The 12503-nt window shown below is 71.1% G+C and carries 11 protein-coding genes; 6 read left to right on the top strand and 5 right to left on the bottom strand.

The features are described 5' to 3' along the window. Positions 1-14: 14 nt before the first annotated feature. Together ACYVK7_RS02810 and ACYVK7_RS02805 are read right to left on the bottom strand one after the other, a co-directional pair. The gene (locus tag ACYVK7_RS02810; protein WP_460886153.1) at positions 15-1082 is read right to left on the bottom strand and encodes a LacI family DNA-binding transcriptional regulator; all 1068 of its coding nucleotides are present in this window, start codon (positions 1080-1082) and stop codon (positions 15-17) included. Between the two features lie 52 nt (positions 1083-1134). Further along, on the bottom strand, positions 1135-2103 hold the full coding sequence (locus ACYVK7_RS02805; protein WP_460886152.1) for a DMT family transporter: 969 nt from the start codon (positions 2101-2103) through the stop codon (positions 1135-1137). A gap of 83 nt (positions 2104-2186) precedes the next feature. Between ACYVK7_RS02805 and ACYVK7_RS02800 the strand changes: the two genes are divergently transcribed. Both ACYVK7_RS02800 and ACYVK7_RS02795 read left to right on the top strand, forming a co-directional pair. Then, a complete protein-coding gene (locus ACYVK7_RS02800; RefSeq protein WP_460886151.1) occupies positions 2187-3098 on the top strand; it encodes a LysR family transcriptional regulator in 912 nt (303 codons plus the stop codon). Positions 3099-3157: 59 nt separating this feature from the next. Next, positions 3158-3559 (top strand): FKBP-type peptidyl-prolyl cis-trans isomerase, encoded by a 402-nt coding sequence (locus ACYVK7_RS02795; RefSeq protein ID WP_460886150.1) that lies wholly within the window; start codon positions 3158-3160, stop codon positions 3557-3559. 114 nt (positions 3560-3673) lie between these two features. Here ACYVK7_RS02795 and ACYVK7_RS02790 read toward each other — a convergent pair whose 3' ends face one another. From ACYVK7_RS02790 to ACYVK7_RS02780, 3 genes are all read right to left on the bottom strand, one after another. Next, positions 3674-5689, bottom strand: coding sequence for an adenylyl cyclase (locus ACYVK7_RS02790; protein WP_460886149.1), 2016 nt, complete (start codon positions 5687-5689; stop codon positions 3674-3676). Positions 5690-5796: 107 nt separating this feature from the next. After that, positions 5797-7146 (bottom strand): class I SAM-dependent methyltransferase, encoded by a 1350-nt coding sequence (locus ACYVK7_RS02785; RefSeq protein ID WP_460886148.1) that lies wholly within the window; start codon positions 7144-7146, stop codon positions 5797-5799. Next, complete coding sequence (locus ACYVK7_RS02780) at positions 7143-7544, bottom strand: DUF5997 family protein (RefSeq protein WP_460886147.1); 402 nt, start codon at positions 7542-7544, stop codon at positions 7143-7145. Before ACYVK7_RS02780 ends, ACYVK7_RS02785 begins: the two co-directional genes overlap by 4 nt. 484 nt (positions 7545-8028) lie before the next feature. On the opposite strand from ACYVK7_RS02780, the gene ACYVK7_RS02775 reads away from it, so the two are divergent. From ACYVK7_RS02775 to ACYVK7_RS02760, 4 genes are all read left to right on the top strand, one after another. Next, complete coding sequence (locus tag ACYVK7_RS02775) at positions 8029-9021, top strand: type IV toxin-antitoxin system AbiEi family antitoxin domain-containing protein (protein WP_460886146.1); 993 nt, start codon at positions 8029-8031, stop codon at positions 9019-9021. Positions 9022-9184: 163 nt separating this feature from the next. Beyond that, positions 9185-10075, top strand: coding sequence for a LysR substrate-binding domain-containing protein (locus tag ACYVK7_RS02770; RefSeq protein WP_460886145.1), 891 nt, complete (start codon positions 9185-9187; stop codon positions 10073-10075). A 134-nt stretch (positions 10076-10209) separates the two neighbouring features. Continuing rightward, positions 10210-10896, top strand: a complete 687-nt coding sequence (locus tag ACYVK7_RS02765; protein WP_460886144.1) for a hypothetical protein — start codon at positions 10210-10212, stop codon at positions 10894-10896. A 585-nt stretch (positions 10897-11481) separates the two neighbouring features. Next, on the top strand, positions 11482-12384 hold the full coding sequence (locus ACYVK7_RS02760; RefSeq protein ID WP_460886143.1) for a hypothetical protein: 903 nt from the start codon (positions 11482-11484) through the stop codon (positions 12382-12384). Positions 12385-12503 lie beyond the last annotated feature (119 nt).

Here is a 12503-nt window from a genome sequence, read left to right as displayed (position 1 = left end):
GCCCCCGCGCCGCGTCAGACGACGGTGGCGGGGGGCGGCGCCGTCGAGCCGCGGACCACGAGGGTGGGCTGCTCGAGCGGCACCGGCTCGTCCACCGTCTCGCCGAGGAGCGTCAGCACCTTGGCCGCGGCCGCCCGGCCGCGCTGGAAGGCGAACCGCTGGACCGTCGTCAGCGGGGGATCGACCCACTCACCGAGGGCGAGTCCCTCGAAGCCGACCACGGAGATGTCGTCGGGCACGCGCAGGCCGGCGGCCTGAAGGGTGCGCATCCCGGCGATCGCCATGGTGTCGGTGCCGTACAGGATCGCCGTCGGACGCTCGGCGCCGGCCAGGAGCCGCGTGGTCTCCTCGGCGGCCTTGGCGGGGGAGTACTCGAGCGGGATGACCGAGTGGGGGCGCAGGCCGTGGTCCGCCAGCCGCTGCACGAACGCCTCGCGCCGCAGCACCGGCAGCACGAAGTTCTTGGGCCCGCTGATGAACGCGACCCGTTCGTGGCCAAGGGCCACGAGGTGGTCCACCGTCTCCGCGATCCCCGCGCTCGGCGGGTCGGCGTCGACGTACTCGATCGCGCCCGGCTTCCACGGCGCGCCGACGAGCACGGCGGGCAGCCCGAGCCGAGCGACGAGCTCGGGCCGGGTGTCGCCCACCAGGGAGTTGGTGAGGATGATGCCGTCCATCCGCTGCCGCTCGGCGAGCGTGCGGTAGAAGTGGTCCTCCTCGTGCTGCCCGGTGATGAACACGTTCAGCAGCAGCCCGTACTCGCGGGGGCTGAGCACCGACTCGATGCCCGAGATGAAGTCCATGTTGCCCGCGCCGACACCCGGCACGGTGGAGTCGCTCGTCAGCACCAGGCCGATCGCCTGCGCGCGGGCCGTGCGCAGGGCGATCGCCGCGGCGTTCGGGCGCCAGTTGAGCTTCCGGGCGGCCTCGCGGATGCGCTCCGACGTGGCCTCCGAGATGCGGCCGGTCCCGTTGAAGACCTTCGAGACCGCACCGGGTGAGACCCCGGCGAGCGCTGCCACGTCACTGATGGTCGGGCGGCCGCTGCCGCGCGGCTTCTGTGGCGTTCTCGGTGCTGTCATCGGGCGCTCATCTCGAGCGCAATCCTACGTGGTTTATCGGTGCACCAACGGCTCAGCGCAGCCGCAGCGTCGCCACCAGCACGCCGGTGAGGCAGAGCGTCCCGCCGACCAGGGCGACCGGGGCCGGGACCTCGCCCAGCAGCGCCCACGACATGAGCACCGCGAGCGGCGCGGCCGCGTAGGTGGCCGCGCCGAGCCGGCCCGCCGTCGTACGGGTGAGGGCGAAGCCCCAGGTCGCGAACGCGATGGCGGTGGGGAACACGCCCAGGTAGACCATGCTCAGGGTGGCCGACGTCGGCGCCGTGGCGAGCTCGTCCAGGAGCGCCGGCGCGAACGGGAGGCACGCGACGGTTCCGGCGAGGCAGCCCAGCCACGTCATGGTCAGCGAGTCCACGTGGGGCAGCAGGCGCTTCTGCAGGATGGTGCTGCCCGCGTAGACGACGGCGGCGGCGAGGCCCAGCGCGACGCTGACCGGGCTGGAGGCGCCGCTCGACGTCGCCAGCGCGATCCCGGCGACGCCGACGAACGCGATGCCGATGCCGGCCAGGAGCCGGGCCGGAAAGCCCTCGCCGAGCGAGATGCCCGCGAACACGGCGATGAGGATGGGCGCCAGCCCGACGAGGAGGGACGCGGTGCCGGCGTCGAGGGTGCGTTCCGCGGCGTTCAGGGCGAGGTTGTACAGCCCGAACCAGAGCACGCCCCAGATGACGACGCCCGCCAGGGTCCGGCCCCTCGGCAGCCGGAGCTTGCGCGCGAGGGCGGCCATCACGGTGAGCGTGAGGGTGCCGACCAGGATGCGGCCCAGGGCGAGGGCACCCGGCGAGTAGTCGAAGCCCGCCGACCGGATGCCGATGAACGCCGACCCCCAGAGCACGACGGTGACGGCCGCGGCCGCGGGCACGAGCAGGCGGTGCGTGACGGGCGCGGGTGCCAGGGCCGTCGTGGTGGTGCTGGACATGGCCACAACCTTGCCGGGCGCGTCCGGCGCTGTCTGGCGGTGGTCGGCCGTCGTGTTCGTCATGGTCACGATGGTGACCCCGCAGCACCGTGAAGCACCAGCGATTGTTTCTTCATCTGAATTCAGTCGCGCTGTACAGTGGGCTCATGCTCGACGTCCACCGCCTCCGCGTGTTCCGCTCGGTCGTCGCCTCGGGTTCCATCGGGGCCGCCGCGGCGAACCTCGGCTACACGCCGTCCGCCGTCAGCCAGCACGTCTCGGCGCTCCAGCGCGAGACCGGCCTCAAGCTGCTGGCGCGGCACGGCCGCGGTGTGCGTCCCACGGCCGCTGGACATGCCCTGGCCGCCCAGGCGGACGGCGTGCTCGAACGGCTCGGCGAGGCGGAGTCCATGGTGGCCGACCTGCGAGCAGGCCGCACCGGCTCGCTCTCGGTCGCCTACTTCGCCTCTGTGGGCTCCGCCTGGCTGCCCGACGTCGTGCGCGCCGTCACCCTGGACTTCCCGGGCGTCCGCCTCGACCTGGAGCTGGCCGAGCACATCCCTGACAAGACGGAGGACCGCGCCGACCTGCAGATCTGCGTCGCGCAGACCGGGTTCGCGGCGGGCAGCGGGTTCACCGCGCACCACCTGATCGACGACCCGTACGTCGCCGTGCTGCCCCGGAGCCATCCGTTCGCGGACCGCGACGAGATCGAGCTCGCCGAGCTCGCGGACGAGTCCTGGGTCGACAACGACTTCGCACGCGGCTGGTGCCGGCGCAACCTCCTCGAGGCGTGCACGGCGGCAGGGTTCAGCCCCACGTTCCGCGTCGAGGCGCACGACTACTCGACGGCCGTCGCGTTCGTGGAGGCGGGAATCGGGATGACCGTGCTCCCCGAGCTCGGGGCGGTGCACCTGCCGCCGGCGACGGTCGCGGTGCCCGTGGTCCGGCCGACGCCCGTGCGCTCGATCTACGCGGTGGTGCAGGACGCGGTGGCGCACACGCCTCCGGTCGTCGCGGCCCTGGAGGCGCTGCGGCGGGCGGCCGTCGCTTCGCGGGCAGCCGTCGTCGCCGCATAGGGTGGGCGGGTAACGGCGCCGGGGCTGCTCGGTGCCACCCCGATCGAGAGGCAATCCTCGTGACCACGCTTCCTACCGCCTCCGGCGCCTTCGGTGACAAGCCGGAGCTGACGTTCCCCGAGGGCGGCGCGCCCGCCGGCCTGCAGGTGCAGGTGCTCTCCGAGGGCAACGGCCCGGTCGTCGAGTCCGGACGCACCATCGTGGTGAACTACCTGGGCCAGACCTGGGGCGGCCACGTCTTCGACAACTCCTACGACCGCGGCACCACCATCGACTTCCCGATCGGCGTCGGCGCCGTCATCGGTGGCTGGGACAAGGGCATGGTGGGCCAGAACGTCGGCTCCCGCCTCATGCTCTCGATCCCGCCGGAGCACGGCTACGGTGCACGCGGTGTGCCGCAGGCCGGCATCGGTGGCGGGGACACGCTGGTCTTCGTGGTGGACATCGTCGGGGTCCAGTAACCCCTTCGCCGAGCTAGTCGTCTGGCGAGGTAGTCGTCTGGCGAGGTAGTCACCCCGGGGTGACTACCTCGCTGCACGACTACCTCGCCAGACGACTACCTCGGCAGGGAGGGGTTACGGGTAGGCGACCACCTGGGTCCGCTGCGTTCCCTGCTGGACGGCGGCTCCCGTGTCGTTGATGACATGGTTGATGCCGCCCGAGCCGTTGAGGAAGACCGCGGTCATCGACCGGAACGACACGCCCGGCGCGTTCGGCGCCTGGATGCCGGACTCCAGGCGGATGTCCTGGCCCTGGTTGAAGAACGAGTACGTGCCGGTGCCGGTCGCGGTGTGGTTCTGCACGTCGTCGGCGACCCGGTAGGCGGCGTAGCCGAGGCGGTCGCCGTCCATCCACGCGGCCTGGTTCGGCACGTCATAGGGGATCTCGTTCTGGTAGAAGAGCGTCTGGCCGTCCTCGCCGTTCCAGATGGTCTGCTCCTCCTGGTAGTGCTCCACGAACAGGCCCGTCGCGGTGACCCGGTCACCGTTGACGATGACGCCGTGGGCGCCGGTGTTGACGTCCCATCCGATGCCGTTGCCGTGGTCGCCGCGCCACGCCCAGATGTGGTCGAGGAGCGTGTCGGGGCTGTTCACCTCGATGGAGGTGACGGCCTTGCCCGCCCAGGGGCCGCCCACGCGGACGAAGACGTCGGTCAGCGTGGTCGGGTCAGCGGCGTCGGAGACGGAGGCGCCCGTCGGACCCACCTTGATCAGCGTCTCCGACTCGGGGACGTTGGCGTCGGCGGTGATGCCGGCGATCTTGACGCCCGCCACGTCGCCGACCTCGACCACGGCGTTGCCGGCCGTCGGGGTGAGCGAGGCGTAGCCGAGGCCGAGGACGACCGTGTCGGCGCGGTCGATCCGCAGGGCCGCGTCGAGCTCGTAGACGCCGGGGGTCAGGATGAGGTTCTTGCCGGCGGCCAGCGCCGCGTTGATCGAGGCGGCGTCGTCAGAACCCTCCTTGGCGACGTAGAACTCGGAGACGTCGATCGACTGGCCGGCCTCCGGGCCGGTGGACCAGTCGGTGCCGGTGCTGTTGGTCTTCGCGTTCGGGACGAACACGGCGAGCTCACCGGAGCTGTCCCGGTACAGGAAGGGGGCCTCACGGCTGACCGGCGTGGAGTCGACCGCCGTCGTCACGCCGACGGTCTCGCCCACCTGCTGGCCGAAGTTGGTGGCGGGCGCACCCGTCACGCCGGAGAAGAGCATGTTCCAGACGCCGCCGTCCCAGGCGCCCACCTCGGAGTTACGGGTGAACCACTGCTGCTGCGAGCCGGACACGATGGTGCCGGACACGCGCGAGTTGGCCAGGTAGCCGCCGGAGGCGAACTCGCCGTACCGGCCGAAGATCGTCAGGTCGCCCTGGATGTCCATGCGCCGCATCGGCGCCGCCTGGGAGACGGCGAACCGCATCTGGTGCGGCTCGGTCACACCGGCGGGGTACGGCAGGGCCGCGTCCTCGCCGACCGGACGTTGGATCGGGTTGATCCCCATGTTGGAGATCGATCGCCAGAAGCGGGTCAGCGAGCCGGGGTCCGCGCAGGCCCAGGGCTCGTTGGGGCAGCCCACGACAGGTTCCACGTGCAGTGCGCCGTTGATGTGCACGTCGTCCGGCTGCGCGCCGAGGCCCGCGATCGACTCGTAGTAGCCCACGTGGGCGTTGACGATGCCGGTCGCGGTGGCCGGGTCGTCCTGCCCGGCGGCGCTGCCATAGGTGCCGGGCTCGAAGAAGACCTGATGCCGGTCGAGGCTGAACTCCTCCTCGTCGTTCACCGACTCGAGGAACTCGTTGATCCGGTCGGTCGTCCACGTCTCGTCGATGAACGTGACGTTGGGACCGAAGTCAGGGTCGGCCGCCACGTCCTTCACCTTCGGCTTCTTGGGTTTCTTCGGCTTCTTGGCCTTGTGCTCGGCCGCCGATGTGGCGTCCTGTCCAGCTTTCGCCAGGGATGCCTTGGCCATGGTTCTGCCCTCGTCCATGGTGGTCGGTGCGGCGGTGGCCGGCAACGCGGTCACCGCGGCTCCCGCGGCGAGCGACGCTGCGACGGCCGCGACGGCGGCGCCGCGCAGGGTGGTGCGGAGTGTCCTCATCGACAGATCCTTCGAGCTCGGGGCAGGCCGGCCAAGACCGGGCGTGCTGCCGGTGCGGATACGCCCGGGTGAGCGCCCAGCCAGGCTAGCCGCGTACTACTGACACGTCAGTAAGTGGTTTCCGCAGACTCCGGTTTCCGCAGGCTCTGGTTCCGCAGGCTCCGGGTCACCGTGAACCTCGGGTCCTGGGCGACGTGCTCCGTCGGCCCGACGGCGCGCTCCAGCGCGTGGCGGTAGTGCAGCCCGGTGTTGAAGACGGTCCACAGCTCGCCGTCGTCGCGTAGGAGCCGACCCGCGGTCGCGAACATGCGGTGCGCCGCGTCGGTGCTCAGCGCGGCGCGGTCGTGGAACGGCGGGTTGAGCAGGATGAGGTCCGCCGAGCCGTCGGGCACGGGGAGCGAGTCCCCCGCGTCACCCCGGACGACCGTGGCCCTGACGCCGTTCGCGGCGAGCGTCGCCCGAGCCGACGCGCAGGCGGCCGTGCTCCGGTCCGTCGCGATCACGTGGGCACCGGGGAAGCGCAGTGCCAGGACAGTGGCGAGGATGCCGGTGCCGCAGCCGAGGTCGATGGCGACCGGATGAGCGTCCATGCCGGGCACCGGGGTGTCGGACGGACCGATGGCGTCCCCGTCCGCAAGCTCGGGCCAGCGATGGGCCTGGGCCAGCAGGAAGCGGGTGCCGAGGTCCAGCGTGGCCCCGGCGAAGGCGGCTCCGTGCGCGACGACGGTCAGCCCGGTGTCCGGCGTCGCCGTCTTCCCGGCCGTACCGATCGCGCTCAGGATCTCGCGGTCGGTGAGCCGCGCGGTGACCGGGTAGGTGAGCGGGCCGACGTCGGACCGTGGCTCCCGCGCGATGAGCAGCCGTGACTTCTGTCGCGCGAGTGATGCGCTGACCTGCCCGAACGAGGCGCTGAGCACGTCGTTCATCGCGTGGGTCATGTGCTTGACCCGGCCGCCGGCGAGCAGGGTCACCGCAGGGTCGGCGTACCGGGCGACGTGCTCGGCGATCTCGGTCAGCTCGGCCAGCGACGTCGGCAGCTGGAGCAGCACGAGCCGCGCGCCCGCGAGCAGCTCGGGACCGAGCTCGTCGTGCACCGTGAAGCCGATCCGGGCCGGCTCGGGCGGGGCGTCCCCGGAGGCCCGACCGTGCCCGGCCCACAGGGTCCGGGACGCGCGCGCGGAGTTGGCGTTGGCGTTGGCGGAGAGTGCCGCCTCGGCGGTGATCGCGTCCTGGTACACGTCGACCTGGTCGGCGCCCAGCGCCAGGGCGCCCAGGGTGAGAGCGCCGAACCGGTCGCCGATCACCACCACCCCGTGCGGGTCCCGCTCGATCAGCGGAGCAGCCTCGTCGAGCAGGAGCCGGTCGGTCGCGTCGACGGCGACAGGTCCGTCGGCCCGTGAACCGTCCTCGGGGTAGGGGCGCAGCTCGGCCAGGACGGCGTCGACCTCGGGGCTCACCGTGCGGAGCGGGACTTCTTCTCCGCTGCCTTGCGGGCTTCCTCGACGCGCTCGTCCTCGGCGCGCACCTGGGCGGCGATCTCGCGCTCCTGCGTCAGCCACTCCGGCGGGTCCTCGCGCAGCTCGTTGATCTGCTCGGTGGTCAGCGGGTCCGTGATCCCACCGCGCGCCAGGCCGGCGATCGAGATGCCGAGCCGCCCTGCCACGACCGGCCGCGGGTGCGGGCCGTTGCGGCGCAGGTCGGCCAGCCACTCGGGCGGGTTGGTCTCCAGCTCCTCGAGCTCGGCACGCGTGATCGGCGAGTCCTGGAACTCCTGCGGCGTTGCAGGCAGGTAGACGCCGAGTCGCTTGGCGGCGTTGGACGGCTTGAACCGCTGCGAGGCGAAGGAGGAACTCATGGGCCCAGCCTACTGGGGCCTGGGCTCAGGCTTCCCGCTGACGGGGTGGGGGACGGTGTGAGGTTGGGAGGTGTGTGAGGTGGGCGGGGTACCCGATGCGCGGCCCGGTGGTCCGGCATAGTGGGGCTGCCCGGTGCGGGCTTGGTGGGCCGGCTCGCGGGACCCGGCATCGAGTGCAGAGTTAGCCGCGCTGCCCTCTGGCGACTGCAGAGTTTGGCGCGGTAGCGGCCTCCTCATCCGCGACCAACTCTGCACTCGGCAACGGGGGCCGCGTCAAAGTCTGCAGTCGCTGGCGGGGCGGGTGTTAGGGACCACGGGCGCGGTCCCGGTCTTAGGTCCAGAACTCCGGGACGTGCGACAGACCCGGTCGCGACAGACCGGCACGGCGGCGGGACAAGGGCTGGAGGGCTTCCACAGGCTTTGCGTTGTCCACAGGCGCGCTGTGAGGGCTCGCCACCGGCGTCGATCACGTTGTGATCTGTGAGTGAGGCATCCCGAGACCGTTCCCGCTCAGCTTCGGACCCTGGCGGCGTGCCAGGAAGACCTGGTAACCATCACGCAGTGCGCCGAGGCGGGTGTCAGCAAGCATGCGGTGCTGCGACTGGTGCGCTCGGGGGCGTGGGTGCGGATCACCCGCGGGGTCTACGACATCAATCCGGTCCCCGTCCGGGACCGGGTCTGCGCCGGCTATCACGACCACGTCCGCCGTCGGGCCGCGTGGATCGGGCTCCTGGCCTACCCGGACGGAGCGGCGACCGGAGGGTGCGCGTTAGCGCTTCTTGGAGTGGGCGGGCTGCCGGCGGAGCTGGCCCCGGAGGTCTCACGCCCGGCCTGGATGGACGCCGGGGTACGACCCGGAACGGTACTTCGTCGGTACGGAACGTTCCCAGTGGTACGGCGTCACGGGCGCGACGTCGCGGAGCTCGTGCACGCACTGGCCCAGGCGCTCCTGACGCTGCCGCGCGACAACGCCGTGGCGGCGATCTGCGACGCCCTGCGCGAGGACCGCATCTGCATGGCGGACCTCGGGCGGATTCGAGAGCTGATTCGCGGGCGGCGCGGAGTTGTCGCGGTGCGACCGTGGCTCGAGCTCGTTCCGGGACGCGACGCCTCGCCGTCGGAGACGTTCACGCGGCTGGCGCTCATCGACCAGGGAGTGCCGCCCGACGGGCAGCAGATCGTGTTCCGGTTGGGCGGCGAGTTCCTTGGCAGGGTCGACTTCGCGTGGATCCTGCCCGACGGACGCTACGTCGTTCTTGAGATCGACGGGCGGGAGTTCCACTCCGGTAACGAGATGCTCGCGGACGACGCGACGCGCCAGAACGGACTGGTGAGCACCGACCGTGTGATCCTCCTGCGATTCCCCGCGCCCAGGGACAGCGCCGACGGAGACATCGGCGGCCAGGTCGCCGAACGGCTCCACAGGCTCGGCTGGGTACCGGGCGGCAGTATCGGTCCGATCGTGCACCTGGACTGAGGTCGAGTGCAGACCTGGTTGCGCCCCACCGGCACCAGTGCAGAGTTCGTCGCGGTTCCAGGGCGCGGAGGAGCGACAAACTCTGCAGTCGGCGAACGTGGGCGCGACAAACTCTGCACTCGGCGGGTGAAGGGGAGGATGCAGGCCCCCGTAGCCTGGGGGTGTGAGCCACCCAGAGCCCCCGGAGCCGTTCCGTCTTGCGTATGTACCGGGCGCGACCCCGGGCAAGTGGGCGAGCGTGTGGCGGGAGCGCCTGCCTGACGTGCCGATCGAGCTGGTGCAGCTCGAGGCGGCCGACATCTCGGCTGCGCTGGAGGCAGGGGAGGCCGACGCCGCGATCGGCCGGCTGCCCGTGGACAAGGACGTGTTCTCCGCGATCCCGCTCTACGAGGAGGCCTCGGTGGTCTGTTTCTCCCGGGACCACCTGCTTGCCGCTCTGGCGGACGAGGAGACGGTGTCCAGCGCCGACATCGCCGAGGACCCGGTCTGGGTCCCCGCGGACGACGTCCTCTTCGCAGGTCGCCAGGTCCCCGGCGTCGTGCCGGCGGACCCGTCGGGCCAGCCGCTGGACGCGGTCCCGACCACCGCCGACGCCGTGGCGACCGTCGCGGCGAACGTCGGCGTCGCCGTCCTGCCGATGTCGCTCGCGCGCCTGCACCGTCGTAAGGACGTGACCTACCGCCTCCTCGCGGACGGGCCGACGGCGCCCGTGGGGCTGGTCTGGCCCACCGACCGCACCACCGACCTCGTCGAGGAGCTGATCGGCATCGTCCGCGGACGCACGGTCAACAGCTCGCGTGGACGGGGTGGCCCGACTGCGCGACCGGCCGCGGAGGGCGATCCGGCTTCAGGGGCGTCAGGGAAGGCGGCATCGGGGAAGGTCGGGGCGGCCAAGGCCGGCGCGAAGACGCCCGGGAAGAGCACCGCGAACGCTTCCGGCGGTCGCGCCAGTAGGAGCCATAACGGTACAAAAGGTGCAAGTCGTGGCGGTGCGCCGCGGAGCAGGGCTGCCCGTCCTGCGCCGAAGGGGAAGAAAAAGGGCAAAGGACGGTAGGGGTAGATACAAGCCCATGTAAGGCATTTCGGTAAGGTAACGACATATTGGCGTTCTGCACCATTATCGCTACGCTCCGGGAGGCGTGCCGAATCGTTGGCACGGAGAACACCCCCGTCTCGAAGGAGCGCTCAGTGCGCAAGATGACCGTCCTGGGAGCCTCCGCGCTCCTCGTCGCCGGCCTCATGGCCACCCCGGCAGCCGCGTTCGCCGCACCGATCGCAGCGGCTCCCGTCGCGAGCACCCCCAGCGGTGACGCGACCTGCCCGAAGGAGGGGAAGGTCGACGTCGGTGGCGAGCAGGAGACCCTGGTGGTGACCGCACCCGAGGGCTTCCTGATCACCGGCTACTGCGTCAAGGCGGGGTCGGTCGAGCAGGGCCTCGGCCCGGAGAACGTGGTCGTGGACCCGCCCGCCACCCAGGTGACGATCGAGCACTCGTCCGGCAAGGCGATCAGCCACTACACGCTGATCACGGTGAAGGCCGAGCCATCGCCCTCCCCGACGCCGTCGGTGCCGGGCGAGGACCAGACGCCGGTGCCGTCCGAGCCGGGTGACGACCAGACGCCGACGCCCACGGTTCCGGGCGACGACCAGTCGCCGGTGCCCTCCGAGCCCGGCACGGATGTCACGGAGCCGGCTGACGAGTCCGCGGCTCCTGTCGAGGGTGGCGCGACGCCGTCCGCCTCCGTCGAGGAGCCCGAGGTGCTCGCCGCAACTGGTAACAGCACAGCGGTCGGCATCACCCTCATCGCGCTCGCGCTCGTGGGCGGTGGCGTGACTCTGATCGTCCTGCGCCGTAAGGGCGTGCTCGGTAGCTGATCGCGGCGCACCGGCGTCGCTCGGCGGGCGCCTGGTCGGCCCTTGTCATCCTGGACCTCGGTCCGGACGGCAAAGGGTCCGCCAGGCGCCCGCCGTCTTTTCGTGAAGGGTGAACTTTTCTACGAGCGGGTGAACTTATCCCCGTCGCATCAGCCATTCTTTGGTGCAAATTTCACCCCTTTGTTAAACGGTTTGTCCCGCAATTGTGCGTGGCGCCAACCTGCAGCCAGGGCCTATTCCTCGGACATTTGCCTTTTAGGGCTCAGCTTCGCCTCGGGCCCGACGTCGGCTCTGGATGCCCGCGCCAGGGCATTGGCGCAGGTCGCCGCCGTGTATGGGCATCGTTGCTGGTGGCACGGGGTGAAAAGCGTCGCGTCTTGGTGTCGCGGGCGCGTGGACGGCGGCCCCCCCGTGCGAGTGCTTTGCGACTAGCGGTTTTTCGCCCGCAGTGTGGCGCGGACGGTGCCGGGAGAATGTCGGTTTGATGCCGTTGCATGGACCGTCTCCCGGATCTACCGTCACGAATGACAGGCGCGCCGCACCCCCCTTTCTGTGGCGCCGCAGCCACGGACAAAGGAGACCACGATGAAGCGCATACTTGCGCTGGGCGCTGCCGCGCTCCTGGGGTTGGGGCTTTACGGCACCGCCTCGGTCTTGGCGAGCGCTGCACCGGTAGTGGCGGGCGTCGAGGAGGTCTGCCCTGAGGAGGGCAAGGTCGAGCCGGACGGAAACCAGACGTCCATCCACGTCGTCGCCCCTGCCGGGCAGGTCATCACCGGCTACTGCGTGAAGGCTGGATCCGCCAACCAGGGTGACGGTCCGGAGACTGTGACGCTCCCAACGCCGGCCACCGAGGTGACGATCACGCACCCGTCCGGTAAGGACATCAGCCACTACACGGTGTTCTACGCGCCGGCTCCCTCCGAGGAGCCGTCGGAGGAGCCCTCTGAGGAGCCGTCGGAGGAACCTTCGGAGGAGCCGTCGGAGGAGCCCTCCGAGGAACCTTCGGAGGAGCCTTCGGAAGAGCCCTCCGAGGAACCGTCGGAGGAGCCGTCGGAGGAGCCCTCCGAGGAGCCGTCGGAGGAGCCGTCGGAGGAGCCGTCGGAGGAACCTTCGGAGGAGCCCTCTGAAGAGCCGTCGGAGGAGCCGTCGGAGGAGCCCTCTGAAGAGCCGTCGGAGGAGCCCTCTGAAGAGCCGTCGGAGGAGCCGTCGGACGAGCCGTCTGAAGAGCCGTCCGAGGAACCGACCCCCGTGACCACCCCCGAACCGACCGACAAGCCGGAGCCCGTGGTGCCGACGGTCCCCAACACACCCGACACGCCCAAGGCTCCTGAGCCCGCACCTGCTGGTCAGCAGACCACGACGCCCCCGCCGACGGTGCTGGCCTCGACCGGCCCGGCCGAGGTGATCGGTTACACGATGCTCGCGCTCGCACTGATCGGCGGCGGTACGGCATTCATCGTTCTCGCCCGGCGGCGCCTGGCCTGATCACCCGACGCTGGGCCCGTCCCGCCGAAGAGCCAGAACGGGTGAGCAACAGGGCGGGCAGGTACCGGAAGACCGGTTACCTGCCCGCCCTGTCGCGCGGGTGCGTGTGCGCGCGCCGT

The sequence above is a fragment of the Promicromonospora xylanilytica genome (genome assembly GCF_054782895.1).
The sequence above is the reverse complement of the archived record's forward strand: the minus strand, read 5'-3'. Positions and strand labels throughout refer to the sequence as shown.